This window comes from Nostoc sp. S13, from assembly GCF_029379315.1.
GTDB lineage: Bacteria > Cyanobacteriota > Cyanobacteriia > Cyanobacteriales > Nostocaceae > Nostoc.
In genome coordinates this window covers 18,515-36,419 of record NZ_JAQYWQ010000042.1, presented here as the reverse complement: position 1 = coordinate 36,419, position 17,905 = coordinate 18,515, and the positions used below count along the sequence as shown (strand labels likewise).

13 protein-coding genes and 1 pseudogene are annotated in these 17,905 nt (G+C 40.6%); 4 read left to right on the top strand and 10 right to left on the bottom strand.

Annotated elements, in window-relative coordinates; all coding sequences use genetic code 11:
- The first annotated feature begins 106 nt into the window (after nt 1-106).
- On the top strand, nt 107-2,494 hold the full coding sequence (locus PUQ00_RS15180) for an EAL domain-containing protein (protein WP_300417952.1): 2,388 nt from the start codon (nt 107-109) through the stop codon (nt 2,492-2,494).
- Between the two features lie 198 nt (nt 2,495-2,692).
- On the opposite strand, the gene PUQ00_RS15175 is transcribed toward PUQ00_RS15180, so the two are convergent.
- The 4 genes and pseudogenes from PUQ00_RS15175 to PUQ00_RS15160 all read right to left on the bottom strand — a co-directional run.
- Nucleotides 2,693-2,899, bottom strand: a complete 207-nt coding sequence (locus PUQ00_RS15175; protein WP_012411143.1) for a phycobilisome linker polypeptide — start codon at nt 2,897-2,899, stop codon at nt 2,693-2,695.
- A gap of 223 nt (nt 2,900-3,122) precedes the next feature.
- Nucleotides 3,123-3,611 (bottom strand): allophycocyanin subunit beta, encoded by a 489-nt coding sequence (gene apcB, locus PUQ00_RS15170; protein ID WP_104908010.1) that lies wholly within the window; start codon nt 3,609-3,611, stop codon nt 3,123-3,125.
- A gap of 64 nt (nt 3,612-3,675) precedes the next feature.
- Nucleotides 3,676-4,164 carry an allophycocyanin subunit alpha gene (gene apcA / locus PUQ00_RS15165; RefSeq protein ID WP_094341663.1) on the bottom strand — a complete coding sequence of 163 codons (489 nt, stop codon included), beginning with the start codon at nt 4,162-4,164 and terminating at the stop codon, nt 3,676-3,678.
- Nucleotides 4,165-4,540: 376 nt separating this feature from the next.
- Nucleotides 4,541-7,843: pseudogene (locus PUQ00_RS15160) on the bottom strand (phycobilisome rod-core linker polypeptide); the annotation flags it as partial.
- Nucleotides 7,844-8,444: 601 nt separating this feature from the next.
- Here PUQ00_RS15160 and PUQ00_RS15155 point away from each other — a divergent pair.
- Both PUQ00_RS15155 and PUQ00_RS15150 read left to right on the top strand, forming a co-directional pair.
- Complete coding sequence (locus PUQ00_RS15155; protein ID WP_300417945.1) at nt 8,445-8,975, top strand: hypothetical protein; 531 nt, start codon at nt 8,445-8,447, stop codon at nt 8,973-8,975.
- A gap of 28 nt (nt 8,976-9,003) precedes the next feature.
- Nucleotides 9,004-9,651 (top strand): YdcF family protein, encoded by a 648-nt coding sequence (locus PUQ00_RS15150; protein WP_300417942.1) that lies wholly within the window; start codon nt 9,004-9,006, stop codon nt 9,649-9,651.
- A gap of 16 nt (nt 9,652-9,667) precedes the next feature.
- Here PUQ00_RS15150 and PUQ00_RS15145 read toward each other — a convergent pair whose 3' ends face one another.
- Nucleotides 9,668-10,651 (bottom strand): NAD-dependent epimerase, encoded by a 984-nt coding sequence (locus PUQ00_RS15145; RefSeq protein ID WP_300417939.1) that lies wholly within the window; start codon nt 10,649-10,651, stop codon nt 9,668-9,670.
- Nucleotides 10,652-11,590: 939 nt separating this feature from the next.
- The gene (locus PUQ00_RS15140; protein WP_300417936.1) at nt 11,591-12,499 is read right to left on the bottom strand and encodes a hypothetical protein; all 909 of its coding nucleotides are present in this window, start codon (nt 12,497-12,499) and stop codon (nt 11,591-11,593) included.
- A 105-nt stretch (nt 12,500-12,604) separates the two neighbouring features.
- On the opposite strand from PUQ00_RS15140, the gene PUQ00_RS15135 reads away from it, so the two are divergent.
- Entirely contained in the window at nt 12,605-13,246 is a 642-nt protein-coding gene (locus tag PUQ00_RS15135; RefSeq protein ID WP_300417933.1) for a YdcF family protein, read from the top strand.
- Here the strand turns inward: PUQ00_RS15135 and PUQ00_RS15130 are convergent.
- The 4 genes from PUQ00_RS15130 to PUQ00_RS15115 all read right to left on the bottom strand — a co-directional run bounded on the left by PUQ00_RS15130 (nt 13,172) and on the right by PUQ00_RS15115 (nt 17,876).
- Entirely contained in the window at nt 13,172-14,356 is a 1,185-nt protein-coding gene (locus tag PUQ00_RS15130; protein ID WP_300417930.1) for a glycosyltransferase family 4 protein, read from the bottom strand. The two genes, PUQ00_RS15135 and PUQ00_RS15130, sit on opposite strands and share 75 nt — an antisense overlap.
- A 182-nt stretch (nt 14,357-14,538) precedes the next feature.
- Nucleotides 14,539-15,378, bottom strand: coding sequence for a glycosyltransferase family 2 protein (locus PUQ00_RS15125; protein WP_300417927.1), 840 nt, complete (start codon nt 15,376-15,378; stop codon nt 14,539-14,541).
- 34 nt (nt 15,379-15,412) lie between these two features.
- Nucleotides 15,413-16,573, bottom strand: coding sequence for a glycosyltransferase (locus PUQ00_RS15120; protein ID WP_300417924.1), 1,161 nt, complete (start codon nt 16,571-16,573; stop codon nt 15,413-15,415).
- A gap of 73 nt (nt 16,574-16,646) precedes the next feature.
- A complete protein-coding gene (locus PUQ00_RS15115; RefSeq protein WP_300417921.1) occupies nt 16,647-17,876 on the bottom strand; it encodes an O-antigen ligase family protein in 1,230 nt (409 codons plus the stop codon).
- Nucleotides 17,877-17,905: the final 29 nt, after the last annotated feature.

The window sequence follows — 17,905 nt, the reverse complement described above, 5'->3', positions numbered from 1 at the left end:
TGGTTTATTTGCACCCTGCTGTACGGGTTAGAGTACAAGAATGAAGGCTACTTCCTTTGATTTATATAAGTGTAGCAGAATTCTTTACTCTAAAAGCCAGAATCTTGTGAAGAGTCAACCCAATCTCATCTGTCGATTTATCCCATTACAAATTCGTTCAAACAGGATATCAGACATCCTGCGCCGTTTGAGTTTGAGAAATAAAATTATTGGCGGCTATGCTGTAGCTCTGAGCATTGCTCTAGGAGGAACGATCGCTGGATTGACCCTTGGCAATTACTACCAGCAAGAAGCGATTACCAGTCAAGACAGTGCTAATCAACAAGGTGATCTATTGAGTGACTTGCAAGTAGCCATGCTTCGAACTCTACCTACCAGAGAGTTTGTACCTTTACTCAAAAAGCCGAAAGAGTTTGAGCAACACAAGTCGGAATTGTCTGAGCGAGCAGAAAAAATTAAGCAGCTGATCAACGAACTCCAGCGATCACCACAAACCACAGCTACAAAAAACTTGGATCGTTTGTTGTCCAAAGATTATCAGGCGGCGGAAAAATTCTACCAACAGCTTCAAGTCGTGCTCAACCAGATAAAGCCGCAGATGTTACAACCACAATCAAGTGGTGCAGCTAAGAAACAAATCACAGACTTTACAGGTGGCCCCGAATTTGGTGTAATTGTTAGCTCTGCTTACGAGCTCACAACTTTTATTAAAAGCGCTGGACAGCAAGAGAGAGAAGCAAAGTACGCCTTGACAAAAGCAGAGGATCTGCGAAACCAGATTATTCCGATCAGTATGGTACTCTCAGTCTTGTTTGCTGCTGTCTTAGCCTTCTCTACCAGTCGAGCGATCGCCCGGCCGATTGAAGCTGTGACTCAGGTTGCTCAACTTGTTAGTTCTTCATCAGATTTTACTTTGCGAGTTCCTGTCACCACATCAGATGAAATCGGTCTATTGTCAATATCCTTCAATAACCTTATCCAAACGATCGCAACTTACATTCAAAAACTTTCACAAAAGAATCAGAAACTAGAGCAAGCAGAAGAGGCGTTACGAATAGCTCATGATCAGCTAGAAACTCGTGTCAGAGAACGAACAGCAGAACTAGCGAAAACAAATCAGGAATTGCTAATTGAAGTTACAGAGCGTAAGCGAGCAGAATCACAACTGCGACATTTGGCATCTCATGATGCACTGACGGGGTTGCCAAACCGCACTTTATTTATGAATAGTCTCAGAAATGCGATCGATTATTCAAAGCGGCATTCAGATTATTTATTTGCGGTGCTGTTTCTAGACTTAGATCGCTTCAAATTTATCAACGACAGCTTGGGACACACATTTGGTGACCAAGTACTGCTGACTATTGCTCAAAGGCTAAAGGAATGCCTGCGCTCTATAGATGTAGCTGCAAGGGTGGGAGGAGACGAGTTCACAATCCTGTTGGGAGGAATTCAGGATGTCAACCACGTAGTACGTATGACTGAACAGATACAAGAAAAACTGGCAATTCCCGTAGTTTTAGATGGGCAAGAAGTGTTTACCACAGTCAGTATTGGTATTGCCTTGAGCATGACAGATTATAACCAACCAGAAGACCTTCTGCGTAACGCCGACATTGCAATGTACCGAGCTAAGGCACAAGACAAGGTGCGCTACGAGATGTTTAATACTGATATGCATATTCAGGTAATGGCACACTTGCAGTTGGAGACGGCTCTGCGACGAGCTATTGAACGTCAGGAGTTTCGGATTCATTATCAACCAATTGTGTCACTTACTACCGGGAGGATAACTGGTTTTGAAGCACTGGTGCGGTGGCAGCATCCAGAACGGGGTATTATTTTTCCAGAAGATTTCCTGCCAACTGCTCAAGAAACTGGGCTGAGTATTTTAATTGATGAGTGGGTGATGCGTGAAGCCTGCCGCCAGACACAGCAGTGGCAAGAGCTATTCCCTCCAAAATCAGGGAAGTTGGGTGAGCAAGCCTTGACGATTAGCGTCAATCTTTGTAGTTCTTGGTTCAGTCAACAAAAGCCACTGCTGCACATCAATCAAGTCTTACAGGAGACTAGTTTAGACATACAGAGTTTGAAATTGGAGATCACAGAAAGCGTAATTATGGAAAACGGCGAGAATGTGACCACCACGTTAAATCTACTAAGAAATTTAGGAATTAAGTTGGCTATTGATGACTTTGGTACAGGCTATTCTTCATTAGGTCGCCTTCACCACTTTCCGATTCATGAGTTGAAGATTGACCGCTCCTTTGTTAGTGGAAGCAGTGTTGATGAAGGAAATTTAGATATTGTTGAGACAATTGTCACTCTGTCTAAAAAAATAGGTGTAACTGTCACAGCAGAAGGCTTGGAAACGGCAGAACAACTAGCACTCCTGAGAGCAATGAAATGTGAATATGGCCAGGGAAATTTTTTCTCAAAGCCCTTGGACAGTTCAACAGCAGAGGCTTTAATCGTGGCTAATCGTCAGTGGTGATTATGGCAATTTTTTACTATAACTCAATGACTTAATCCGATTAACTGCTTGGCTTTTAGGAGATATGATGATACAAGGATTGTTAGCAGAATCACCAGTGAGCGATCGCATTTTCTAACTTTCAAAAATCTAGGCAACAAAAAAGAGGTCTTTTTCGACCTCTTACCAATTCCCTAAAATAATCTTCTATTTACAGAATTACGACAAGCCAGTATTAGCACCTTGCTTACCAGTTGCTAGTTCCACCTTGATGATTTTGCCACCTGCTTTTTGAATGCGTTGCTGTTCGCGGAACCAGTTCTCATAGGGAACTAGCTTAGTGAAGTAAGTATTTTGTAGTTCGCGTTGGGTACGAATTCGGGTTTGGCTGGGAACTAGAGCAGTAATTTTAAACAAACGGGACATATTTTGAAAATCTCCTGTATACTTTATGAAAACTTTTTTTATCTCAAAATCTTGAGTGCAAATCTTTTAATCATTCAAAGGCTGGAAATCAAACATCAATACTAGACCACCAACACTCATCACTGATAATTTACCAAGATAAGCAATATAACGTTCTAGCACTCACGGTTGATTTCCAGACCTTAATAAAGCCGCACCTAAATTCTTAAGCGCAAACTACTTCTTAGCTTAAGCCAGAGGAGATATAGTCTAAGTAAACGCCCATTTCCTTACCGGCGTCAGAACCTACCAAACTGGCGGTTACTTCCTTGATTGCTTGGATAGCTTGCACAGTAGCACCGACGGGAACACCCAAGGAGTTATAGGTTTCCTTCAAGCCATTTAGTACACGCTCATCCAAAATGGAAGGATCGCCAGCCAACATAGCATAGGTGGCATAACGGAGGTAGTAGTCCAAATCACGGATGCAAGCAGCATAGCGGCGAGTAGTGTACATGTTGCCGCCGGGACGGGTGATGTCAGAGTATAGCAAAGATTTTGCTACAGCTTCTTTGACGATCGCAGCAGCGTTAGCGCTGATGGTGCTAGCTGCACGTACCCGCAGTTCGCCAGTGGAGAAATAGCCTTTTAGCTTCTCTAAAGCAGAAGAGTCTAGGTATTTACCTTGAACGTCTGCGGAGTTAATGACAGCGGTAATTGCGTCTTGAGCCATGTTGTTAATTCCTTATTTCCAACCGTATTGCAATCTTCTGTTTAAGTAGGTAAACAGCTTTACCCTATCCTAAAAGAGCGCCAACTAGGTAGTCGAAGTAGCTACCAGCTTCACTAGCGTCATCACCAGACAGCAATGTACCAGCTACATTCTTCAACCCACGGATACCTTCAGCAACACCATCGATAGGAGTTCCTAAAGACTTGTACAGTTCACGGGCGCCGATAACACCAATTTCTTCGATCGGGGTAACATCACCAGCAACGATACCGTAGGTAACGAGGCGGAGGTAGTAATCGAGGTCACGAAGACAAGTAGCAGTCAATTCTTGACCGTAAGCGTTCCCACCGGGAGACACAACATCAGGACGCTTTTGGAACAGTTGATCGCCAGCTTGCTTAACCAGGCGTTCGCGATTTTCTGACAAAATTTGAGCAATCCGCACACGGCGCTCACCACTTGCAACAAAGGATTTGATCCGATCTAACTCACCAGGGCTGAGATAGCGGGCTTCTGCATCAGCATTCACGATAGCTTTCGTGACGATACTCATTAATGGATTCCTCCAATACGAATGAAACCAGGATTTGATTAAACTGGTGCGACTTTAAATTTGGTTTACTGAGTTTGTTTTCTCGTTCTTTTAGACACAACAGTTTCATAACTGCTACGGCTGATAAATTACAAGCTTGCTTGAGTCAACATAAGTACACAAGCTTTCAAACTCAGTTACCTTCCGCAAAACATTTTCCGGCATTCTGTTGAGCATTTATGACTGCTCTTAACACTTTGTAATATTGCTTTTCAGAATTTACTGTTTTAACTGCAATCTGAGAGCGTTATTACGAAAGGTTACGAAGGGGACAGGGCACAGGGCACAGGAAATAATCTGTACCCTATTCCCTATTTTTTATTCCCTAATCAACTCCTACACTACCGAGGTAGTTACCTGCTGGCAGAGATGGGAAGCGGTTGTAAGGTACAACATCTTCACCGAAGTAGCGGCTATATTCTGGACTTTCAACTATTGCTTCTACAGCAGCTGACAAACCGCTATCGGCTAGCAGCTTGTTATACTGGTGAATTTCTTCCTGAGTTGCGGGTGTACGCCCCAACAGGTGACGGAAGAGGAACTCAATCACCTTGGCATGAGGATAAGGTGACAAGAAGCGCTGGCGATAGATTTGGGAACTAGCTAGTTCACACACAAACTTCCGAACGGAAATTTCACCATTCTGGAGTTTGCTGTCTAGTTCAGTACGGCGGAAATTATCAGGCACTTCACCGCTAAATACATCCAACACTTGACAGTAAATCGCGTTGATTGCCTGTTGTTTTTCGGCTTGGTTGCTGCTTTGGGTTAGACGGTAAATGCGTGCATGTTTACGCACACCCAGTTCTACGGATTGTCCGCTACCATCGTTGTAGGAACGACCCAGTTCAGCAAATGAGGGCTTGTTCTCGTTTATACCATTTGTTTGCGCTGCTATATCTGCGATCGCCTGCGTCAAAAGCGGCGTATCGCTAGCTCCGACGCGGGCTTGCACTGGCTTAAAGCTAGGTACAACTACGTCATCATTTTGCCTGGTTAGCTGGTTGTACAGCTTCTCCGTATTCGGGAAGTTTGCCGCAGGTAGGGTCGGGAAACGACGGTAAGGCACTGTATCTTCACCAAATACCTGGTTATATTCCACACTATCTACCAGGGCACCAATAAAAGCACGAATACCTTGAGTAGCCAAAATCTGGTTATACTTGCGGATTTCTGCTTGGTCTAGTGGCGCACGTCCGAGGAAGTGTTTAGTTCCCAACTCAATCACTTTAGTGTTGGGGTAAGGTGTGTAGAACTCTTTCAGGTAGAGGTTAGAGTAACCCAAACCTTCAATAAATTCCTTCACACTAATTTCGCCATTCCCCAGCTTGCTTTCCCATTTTGTAAATTCGTTTTTGGCGATGTAGGGTGCAATATCCCGCTCAAAAATCTGACGATAGGCAGCGCTAATCAAAGTTTTTACTGCAACTTTGTCACTAGTATTCGCCACCAACTTGAAGATTTTGGTTTGTTCGCGTTGCTTGCTGACACCTTGGTTAATGCGGAACTGAATATCTGGTTCTGACCGATTTTCTGTGACTGTACCCAGTGTCACAAAGCTCGGCGTTACTTCCTTCTGGATTTTCGCCGCAACATCATCACGAATGCTACCAACGCGCAATTGTCGCCCTGATACACCACCAGGAGTCAGATACCGTTCGTAAGGAATTGTATCTTCACCAAATGCTTCGCTGTATTCTACGGTGTTAATAATGGCATCAACCACTGCGTAAAAGCCCTGTTTAGCAGCGATGTCAAAGTACTTGTTGATTTCTTGCCGGCCATAAGTCGGACGACCTAACAAGCGGCGGTGAATATACTCGATCGCTTTACAAACATAGAGCGATGACCAGTACAGATTGCGGAATACATCAGACTTAGCCAAAGCACGGATAAACTCTCGTACTGAGATGTCGCCGTTTTCCAGCTTGATTTCCAATACCTTCGGACGCTGACCTTCGTAAAGATCACGACCGAAAACTTGCAGGTAAGCAGCTTTAATCAATGCTTGCGTCGAGCTTTCGGAGTATCTAACGCTAGAATTTTTGGCAGCCTTTTTACCTCTAGTACCAGGCAGTTGGTCTAACTTGAACACCTTAGCCCCAAGGGTACCAGGAGCTTCACCCCGTGCTTTGGGATTGCTATTTTGGTTATTAATCCCTGCCCCTTGGTGAATCAAGATACGTTTGGTATCTTTGCCAAAAGGAGCCGGACTGGTGCTGGGGTTGCGATTTTCTTTCGGGAAAATCGCCCCAAACTGAATTTCCAAGGGGTCATTACCAGAACCGTAGGGATGTTGATCTGGTAGGGGTTGCTCGTAAGCAGCAAATGTGGTAATGAACTGAGGTATCTTGCGGAAAGGCGCACTGTAGTTAAACAGGTCTTGCTGCGGCCCCCAGTTGCGACATTCTTGTGCTTCTTGACCCAGACCGCGCAGGTAGGGTACTGTTTCTTCACCAAAATAGTCACTGTATTCAGCAGAATCTACTAAGGCATCTACCAAGGCTGGTAAACCACCCTTAGAAATAATCGAGAAGTATTTTTGTACTTCTTCGCGGCTACTTGGGCCCCGTCCCAAAATGTGACGGAAAGCTAGTTCGATGACTCGGCTGTTAATAAAAGGCTGGTAAAACTGTTTTTGGTAAAGGGGAGATTTAGTTAGACGACGGACAAACTCTTTCACAGAGATGTCGCCATTCTTCACCTTGGATTCTAGGTCAGAGATAGACAAACTATAAGCACGGGTAATGTCGCGCTCAAAGATTTGCCGATATGCGGCCTTGATTACCTCATTTTTTTCGCTACTTGATAACCCAGTCTTCATCACAAATTTCGGACGCCGTTCTGCCGCATTAAAGTAAATTTGGGGCAGTTGCAACCCTTGCTGGTCGCTAGAGGGGCGTTGGCGCAGTTTATTTGAAGGTGTGGCTGCTTTGAATTCTGTTAACAAAACATCCATGTACTGAGACACAATCTCTGTAGCTTCAGCATCATTGCGGAAAAAGGAAAGTGACCCAGCTTTGATTTCCTGCAAAGCTACTAGCGTTGCTTCACCAGAGCAGGCATTTTCAATGATTTCCCGCAAACCCCGTGTATTCACCGCTATGATGTTGGGGTCGCCAGCAACGATCGCATAAGTAGCGTAGCGCAAGAACCAGGATAAATCCCGCAAGCTCTTGGCCATGTTGCTCGGGCCATAACGAGCAATGTTAATTGGTCTGAAACCTGGAGGTGTCGGGCCACTAGGGGATGAGTTAAATATTGAGCGTAAATTTTCTAGGAACCCACCACGACTTTCAACGTAGGTTACAGTTCCCAGTTGCATCCCTTGTTGAACATTAGCACCAGCAGTAACAGGTACTATTTCTACTTCTCTGGGCTTTTCTAAAAAAGCCATTGGCGAACCACCGACAAAAATCCGGTTGGCAGCTCGAGATACGATAATCTCGGCATTTTCCGTGAGCCTCTGGGAAATTTCTAGACGCTTTGCACCAGATGCAAAATAGCTTGCCAGTTCATTTAATTCACCACTTCCCAAGAAGCGGTCTTGCTGCTCCGCTTGGGTAATTGTAGCTACAGCTAGGGTTTGATATAGTTGCGGACGCGCAACTGAGCTTCCACCACTCGCCTTAACACTCATCGGATTTGTAAAACTCCCATCATAAGCGTTTATGTGTTAAGTCTGGGTCGCTTTGAGGCTTGACACATCGGTGTGTCTGTGCTTTATGAGCTTGAGAGTATTGCCTGCAAAACTGCCAGTAAATTAACCCAGTTAGCTTTAGATTAGAACGTTTTGCGTTCTCCAGGCTGGTTTATTAAGAAGTGTGTAGAACCTCTATCTTGAATGTATCCAGTCTTAAGAATGGATACTCTTGTTTGGCTCAGATAAAATATAAGTTTTGTAACTAAATAGCCTTGATGAACTGCATCTACCAGAACACATAAAAGAGGGATTAGGATTTAGTGAGTAATATTTTTTACTCAGCACTGACTAAACGCCCCAAAGAAAGCTAACAGCACTTTCAAGTCAGCAGGGCGGGCAGTGTGCCACAAGCATCAAAATCGAGGTTTTCGGTATCGGTAGACCATGCCCAACGCTAGTGGACAGTAGTCATTCGGAGATGCTAAGTTGTTTTTGCTACTACTAACTTGATTGTCGGAAATAAGGCCTTTGTGGAAATAATTGTCAACTTGTGGTGGTTTTAGCTTTAGCTATGAGCATTCTTTAATGGGAAAATACTATGCTTAAAAGTTATAAATTTAACTATTTATTCAATGTTACCCTATGTGCGATCGCAGTTATTTTGACTGTCACTCCGGCAAATGCGCTTCCAGAGCAAAACATCAGCACCGTTGTCAAATGGGCAAAGACCAGACCTCAACTACCAACTCTGAGATACAACAGCGAAGCCCACGGCTACGAAGGTACAAAGGGAAAATTATACTTTTATGCTGATGTCACTTCTCAAAATGGGACAGTGACTAAAGAAGGAATAACTGTCAGTGGTGACTCAAGCCTCAAATTCGCCACAAAAAATGCTAATGCAGTGAAACTCTTACAAAATATTTATAATTCCAACATTGCCAATGACTTCCAGAAGTCTCGATATATCACCAAAGTTGGACGTGACCAGTTTTATCGCGGGCAAAAGTTTGCTTACATCGCTGCTGAGGTACAGGGTGGGTCATCATTTCAGATAATTCCCTTGAATAAGTTGCAGGGATTTATAGATAATGCCAAATATTGCCAAACTAATCAGTGTGACATTTAATTAACCCTGTTTTGAAATTTAACATTTTATGCTGAAGGGGCGACGTAAATTTCTCGGCTTGATTCCTGGTTTCGTAGTAGCTAACAGTAGCAGCATACTTTTGAGTTTCAATACCCAAAAAATATTGGTAATGCTCGTTTTAGCGATCGCCTTTTTCTTCGCTAGTATTATTCCTATAAGAATAGCTGTTGCACTCCATCAAGCCCCAATACCCCAGGCTATTTTAGTCTTGGGGAGTGCTTCCGAAAGAATGGAGTTTGCTGCCCGATTTTGGCAATCTCACACTAATGTAGATATTTGGGTTTCTGATTATGCTAGGAATCTGGATGTTAATCGCCGTATTTTCCAACAGTTTGACGTTCCGAATCAGCGGTTGCACTTAGATGGTACAACGGATACTGTGACTAATTTTACGACTTTGGTAGAAGATTTTGTCAGGCAGAAGTTACAGCATATTTATCTAATTACATCCGATTATCACATGAAGAGGGCAAGAGCGATCGCGGCGATCGTTCTCGGTAGTCACGGGGTTGCGGTTACACCTGTGGAGGTTCCTTCGCAAGGAGAGGAGTCAGAAACCTTGATGCGGGTGGTGCGAGATTGTGGGCGATCAATTTTGTGGATTGTGACTGGGAGGACGGGAGCTAGTTTTAATCCGCGTCTTGAAAAACTATGATTTTATCTACCAAGCACTAAATGCCATAGTAAGATTTGAACCACGATGTAAATTTATCTAATCCTACTTCAATTGGTGTACTCGGTCTGAACCCGACATCTCGAACGAGATCATCAACATCGGCATATGTGATTGGAACGTCACCCGGCTGCATTGGCAAAAAGTTTTTCTGTGCTTTTTTACCCAAATGACTTTCTAGCACTTCAATAAAGTGTAGTAGTTCTACGGGTTGATTGTTGCCGATGTTATAGATTTTGTAAGGAGGAATGCTCGCATCTAAATCTGGTGTAGGGATTTTATCAATAACTCTCACCACACCTTCAATAATATCGTCGATGTAAGTAAAGTCTCGTTGCATCTTGCCATAATTGAATACGTTAATTGGTTCACCTGCCAAGATGGATTTTGTAAAGGAATAGTAAGCCATATCAGGACGGCCCCAAGGCCCATATACCGTAAAAAAGCGTAGTCCTGTAGCTGGAAGGCAATACAGATGACTATAGGTGTATGCCATCAGTTCATTAGCTTTTTTTGTGGCGGCATAGAGGCTGATGGGGCGATCAACATTGTCGTTTACAGAAAAGGGGATCTTGGTATTGGCTCCGTATACGGAACTTGAAGAAGCAAATACTAGATGTTTGACTTGGGAATGACGGCAACCTTCCAAAATATTGATGAAACCGCCTAAATTGCTGTCTGTGTAGGCATGGGGATTTTTGATGGAGTAACGCACGCCTGCTTGAGCAGCTAGATTAACTACAATATCAAACTGATGATTTCTAAATAATTTTGCTATACTTTCTCGATCTGCTAAGTCTAATTTATAAAAGTTAAAGTTCTCATTTTCCTTTAGTTGTTGAAGGCGATCGCATTTTAGTTTAACATCGTAATAGTCGTTTAAATTATCTAAGCCGACAACTGTATCACCTTGAGATAGCAGCTTTTGACAAAGGTAAAAACCAATGAAACCTGCTACACCTGTAACTAGAATAGAACTCATAGTCTTATCTTTTTTTCTTAACTTTGTCTGCTAGTACGCGATCGTAGATTCCTTCGATTTGTTGCACCATTAAGTTGGCATAAAATAGTTGCCGCATAAGTTGACGGGCTTGACTACAGCCCACGTAATCTACGTTGGAGGGCAGCTTTAAATAAAAATGGTAGTCCCTAAAATATCTTCAGTAATTTTAAATAAAGCTTGCCCTTTATAGTGATACTATGATAAAAGTTAAAATTTCTGACGATTTATCCACCAAATTTATTTTTAAACTCGTTAATGCCTAGTTTTTACATATTTGTATTACCAACATACCAACTTCCCAAATCATAAATCGCAATTTCTGAGTTTTTGAATCTCACTATAGGACTCCTATTTAATTTTTTAAAAAAATCAGTACACTCCGAAAAGGCTTCTTCCCCACTCCCCACTCCCTACTCCCCACTCCCCACTCACTGTCTACACAAATAATTTTAAAAATCAAAGCGGACTGCTATATATCCTGACAGTAATGGTAATGATTTGCCGTTTCTAAGATTGACTGATAAAAAGTATCGTCATTTTTTTGCTAGACGCAGAATACAAAAGACTCACTCTATTTTGACTACGATAGTAAACATGCCAAACCAGAGGACTACCATCTTTTAATTTGACACATGAAAGATAACTCCAGCTGCTGTGCGTCTTTTTAGCTTACTCCTGTTCATCTTGGACAAACCTTTTTGTAAAGCAAATAAATCATAGAAATCAGAAAAATGAAATTACCCCACCGATAAAGGGATGGGGCTTGAAGCAACGAGAAAGCAGCTTGCCAAATTTCGCCTACAAGGAGTGAGGCATATACCGCTTCATTTAATTCATCCTTCATCCAGTGGCACTTCATACTTATGAAGTCAAATTACCTGAATGTGAACCTGTTAAAAAGTATATTAATATCAGGATTTAAGCTCGACCATCTACACAAGCGATCCATTTTCCCTCATCGATGAAATGAGCATCGATGTGGTGCATACCACTACTATTCCAACCATTATTACTCGGTTTCAACACTAAATTTTGTTCAATTGGTCTTTCTTGATAACTTGTAATCGTTAACTCGGTAATCTCAAATGCTCTTACCTGAGTACCATAAGCTGGCTGACAGTCTTGGGCAAAACGAAAAATCTGATCGTTCATCACCAAAACTCTACCGGCTGGTCTAGCTATGTGTGCATTGTTACTGACAATTGGACTCTTTGGGTGTTCCAACCAAGAACCGAGCAAATTCTCTGCATAGTAAAGACGCAGGGTGTCATGTTTGTGATCGGGATTAGTTTCAGCAAACATCCACCATTTGTCAGCGTAACGGAAAATAGAGGAATCTACAAAAAATGCATCATTAAGGAGATTGCCAAAGAAACTCCATTCTGTGGGAAAATTTAATGCTTTGTAAAGTCGGATTGAGTTTGCTTGATAACTTTCTGGAATCAAGTAATATTCATTATTCCATTCAAAAACGTATGGATAAGATAAGTGAAATGGTTCGGCAATTATAATCTGTTCATATTTCCAATTAGTTCCATCTTCACTCGTTGCAAGTCCAATTTCCCCTCGACGTGTATCTTTATTTAAAACCTCAAAAAACATAAACCAGGTTGGACCAACTTTAATCATAAAGGGATCTGCAACAAATGCGGCTCTAACATCAGATACATCTTGGTGAGTCAGTACTGGATTTTTTACATTTGCAGGTGCAGTGACATTTATAGGAGAATCACCAACATAAATTCCAATAGACCACGTATTACTATTAATTAAGCTACTAATTAATAGTAATTGATTAGCTATGGTTTTAGGAAGGCTATTAACCAATTGATAGTACGGCTTTCTAATGATTTTTTTTAGGGATTTCATTGTGAATTATAATATAGATAACAAGGAAGTTTTGTTAGATAACAAATTAATAAAGCGATTTGAATGAAAAACCGTAAACATGGTTTGCGAAAAAACCATTCTCAACAAAAGTTGCGTTTTTACTTCAAGCGCAAACAAGGACAGTTAACCTTAGTTTTAATTGCTTTACTAATTTTGATTAGTATTATTCCTGTTAGGCTAGCAGTTGCACTCCATCTAGCCCCAATTCCGCAGGCAATTTTTGTGTTAGGGAGTGATAGCGAACGGATGGAATTTGCTGGTCGCTTTTGGCAATGTCACAAAAATTTGGATATTTGGGTTTCTGATTATGCTTCGTACTTAGAAATTAATCGCCGTATTTTTCAGCGGTTTAATATTCCAGAGCGACAATTACATTTGGATGGGAGAGCCACAGATACTGTAACTAATTTTACGAGTTTGGTAGAAGATTTTGTTGCCCAAAAGTTCAACCATATTTACCTGATTACGTCGGATTATCACATGAGTAGAGCAAAAGCGATCGCATCAATAGTTTTGGGAAGTCGCGGGATTATTGTCAGCCCACTTGTAGTACCTTCAAGAGGATTTGAATTTGAATCTCGGGTACACATTTTACGAGATTGCGTTCGCTCAGTAATTTGGATTGCGACTGGTCGAACTGGTGCCAGCTTTAACCCCCAAATTAAATCGAACAAATTTATTTGATTTTTGATTGAGTATGTTCTCATATACTATTTTGATTTCATTTATCATCCGCTCAACTGTAAATTCTTGCTCAAATTTTAATTTACCTGCTTCACCCATTTGCAGACGAAGATCAGGAGACTCAATCAGAGTTTGTAAGGCATTAGCCAATGCATTTATGTCTTTAGGCGGTACTAATAAGCCTGTTTTTCCATTTTCAACTTCTTCGGGAATACCATTTACGTTAGTTGCAACAACTGGCAAGCCCGCACGCATCCCTTCTAAAATGCTGATAGGTAAGCCTTCATGATGCGAGCTAAGTATAAAAATTTGCGATCGCGCTAATAAATCGGGTACATCTGTGCGATCGCCTAGAAAAGAAACCTGCTTTGCAATTCCCAACGATTGCGCTAAAGCTTTACATGACTCTAGGAATGGACCACTACCAACTAGGTCAAGATGAATCGAGGGGTTTTGCAGTTGAGCGATCGCTCGAAGTACAGTTGGTTGGTCTTTTGGTTCTTGAAATCGTGCCACCATGATTAGTCGAGGTGGCTGTTGTGAAGAATTCGCCATGCACAGAGGAATATTCGCAATGCCATTATGAATGACGTGGAGTGAATTTTTATTGCCAACACCAAACTTCAGGGCTTGCTGACGACCGCTTTCAGAGACACAAATTAGCTTCGCAGACAGTGGTGCCAATAATTTTTCAGCTATCAGCGCCACGGTTCGTTGAAGTGGAGGCGTTCCCTGAGTAAAACCCCAACCATGCGCCGTGAAGACAACAGGTGTCTTCGATATGCATCCAGCAATACGTGCTATGACACCAGCTTTACTGCTATGTGCATGAATGATATCAGGTTTAATTTTATTAATCAATGAAATACATTCTTTGATAGCGAGAAATTCACCTGAGAATTTAATATCACGACTTAAGTTAGAAATTAAATGTACACCAACATCTAAATCACTAATAAATTCTGTTAGTAAACCTAATTGACTAGTTGCCAGGTGGATTTCATAGTCTTTGTGAAAATTTTCGATTAAATCATAAACATTTTTTTGAGCACCACCAAGCTCTGATTTTGTAATGATATAGAGTACGACAGGTTTTTGGGAATATTTCATACATAGCAACCTCACCTGAGTTACAAAATTGTGACAAAGAATATTAACGTAAGTTGCTAGTTAGTGCCCAATAATCGGATCAATTAGATATAAAAATCGAACTTTTATGTATCTATAAATACTAATAACTAAGACTATGTATTTACAAATAGGCGTTTTTTGATAATTAGCAACTTGGGTTATTAATTAGATTTGCTATATTCCAAAGTTTTTTCTTTTGAGCCGGCTAAAAAACGGCGCACAAAGGACTTTAGTTGATTCGGTGCATATAAATATGCCTGTCGTCCTATAGGATAAATGCCCATCCACAATGGCAAATTCAGTTCCCGAATGGCTTGCCATTGTACACCAGCTAACTGTTTTTGACGCTGGGAATATTGAAAATTTTGATGCCAAAAACTTTTTGGGTAAACCCAATGTGTACCTAAAGTTTCGGGAATACTTGCCAAAAGCCAACCATGTTTGGCAAATGTAATCCACAACCGTAACTCTTCTGAATCCTCCACATCAGGATATCCTCCCGCTTGTAACCAAGCTTGTTTCTTGAAAGCGACTAGTGTATGAGCAAAAGGTATGCATTTTGCCATTGTCTTTATAAGTTGGTCATGCTCAGTTGCAGGCATTCTGACATAACGTTCTTTTCGATTCTCGTCTTCTAGGATGTAATTACATCCAACAACACCAACTTCTGGATGAGCATCCAAAAATTCTACCTGGAGGCGGAGCCGCTCTGGGTAACTAATATCATCAAAATCTTGGTTAGCTATATATTCTCCTTGCGCCTTTTCAATGGCATAGTTCAGAACCTTCGCACGACCTAAGTGTCCAGAAGTAAAAATCTTGACTCGACTATCTTGTTGTGCAACTTTTGCCAACATTTCAGGAGTTGTATCTGTCGAACCATCATCTACAATAATCCATTCAAAATCACTGTATGTCTGATTTAAAATGCTGGGAATTGCTCTATCAAAATATTGCTGCCCATTATAAACTGTGGTGACAACTGAAAGCTTTTTCAACATAGAAAATATTCCCAAGTTAGTAATTAAATTTACCCTAAATAGAAGCTGCAATTTGACGTTGTTCTAGTAGGTTGCAATACAAATGCTCCCATTGTGTAACGACTTCTTCTGTGCTGTAGTTAGCAACAACAAATTCTCTCCCCTTTTGCCCCATTTGTAATCGTTCTACCTCTGGTATTGCCATCATTTTTAACATTGCTTCGGCTAGTGCTTGAGGATTTTTTGATGGTACTAAAAATCCACTTTCGCCATCCAATACTGTCTCTTTTGAACCACCAACATCTGTAGAAATAATTGGTAGTTGTGTTGCTGCTGCTTCTAATAAAACCATTGGCATTCCTTCCCAAGCCGAAGACTTTAAATATGCGTCAGCGCCATTCATTAATGCCACCACATCACTACGAGCACCTAAGAATCTGACATTTGACTCAATTTCTATTTCTTTTACTAATTCTTCAATGTCTGATTTTAGTTTTCCTATCCCGGCAATAATTAATAAAGCATTTGAGTTTTGCTTTAAGACAATCGCAAATGCTTTGATTGTGTTAGGATAATCTTTCAGTGGATCGAAGCGTCCAACTGCTAACCATATAAATTTATCTCCAAGTCCTAATTTAGAACGAATATTACTTCTTAATTCTGAGTCAAACTTAAATTTATTTGTATTCACAAAGTTAGGAATAAATCTTGCTTTATTTCTTTGAACTAGTTTTATCTGAATATAACGTTCTACTCCAGCTTTACTTGTATTAATTGTCAAATCGCAAAGAAAGTCAGTAAATCTGTAGGCTATGTCTCGCCAACGCGCACCCTCACTTTCATCTACACTATGAGCTGTACAGATGATAACTGGAACCCTTGTAAAAAGTCGGACGATTCTGGCTAATAAATTTGCATGTAACATATGAGAATGTATAATGTGAGGTTGCCAGTCATTTATCAGATGTATTAATTTCGGGATTACCCTCGGTTCTGGAACGCCTGGTGACATATTAAGAGTCGCAATATCAAATCCGTCAGACTGAGCTTCTAATCCCATAACTCCAAGAGGCACCATTGACAAAATTTTAACTTGATGACCTCTCTGAATAAGATTAGAAGCCAGTTCTATTACTTGCTGATCAGCTCCCCCTAAACCCAAACTAGTAGATAGGATTAGAATTTTATGCTGCATTGTTTCAAATGAGATTTGCATTGTATTTCACCAGAAGTGTTAAATCCTGACATATAACGTAAAAATTCAAGCCTAATTTACTTGGCTTTGCAAATTACGCGATAAATTTTTCATTTTTATAAACATGATCTGCCAATACTAAAGACAGCCAAAGCATAGGAAACCAGTAATTAGATATAAATATGTAATGTATAGAAAGAGATAATACAGCAATTAAAACCAATTGAGACTCTAAGGAACTTAATCTCAATAATTGAATAATCTTCTTGGTAATAAATCTTAAAAAAAGTAGTAAGCCGAGTAACCCAGAAGCAATTAATATCTCACCATACAAACTGATAAACCCTCCACCTTCTGGCATCATAATGCCTGCAAATGCCTCATTATCCACCGCCATTTGAGAAGCTGTACCCCAACCGATTCCGAATGGTGCAACCAGGAATAAATTGGATATTGTCTGATATATATCACTTCTATCATCTGCAACAGAGTTTTCTCGTTGAGAGGGATCTAAAAATATTTCTAATCTAACACCTACAGTTTCATTGATATAGGGTCGTGCGATATCAGAAGATAAAGCTATAAACGTAATCATGACTATCCCAATCACTAAAGCAATAGAACTTTTTGAACGAATTCTGATAACCGCACTCACTAATATTGCTAATGGAAGTGCAACAAATGACGCTGCACTGAATAGGAGTATATAACCTGATAGTACAAGGGAATAGTAGCTAATTAGTATAGATAACGGCTTATCTTTTAAGTAGATGAAAGAAAGTGGTAAAGCCAATTCATAAAAAGTTGCCATGTGACCCGCTTCTATAGCTAGACCGCGCGGTCTGATAATACTTCCCATGAGTGTAGCATCTGTTAATTTATTAGTATTACCATAGGGAACAAAGTCACTAATGGTAATGCCTAAATAATTACTTACTATGAACTCAATAATTATAAAAATAGAAACAAATGCAAGAGAAAAAGCCAAACTACTCGCCAATACATTAATGGATTTAAATCTATTAATTAAACTTTTAAAAACAATGTAGAAGAAAAATATAGAAGTAAGGATTGCACAAATATGATTCAGATTCTTGATGCCTAGTTTATCTAATGCAAAGAACATACCTAGAATTCCTAGAATCACCATTAATATAATTTCTAAATCTTCTTTAAATATCTTCAATCGTCTTACTACTATCAAATAAATAGATACAGGCATCATATATAAAAGAGGTAGTGGCAGCCAAGGAGTTAGCGAGAAAGCAGTAATAAATGGTACTAGCATAATATATAATTGCGCCAGTTTAACTTGAAAATTCATAGATTATATATGAAATAAAAAAGTAAATA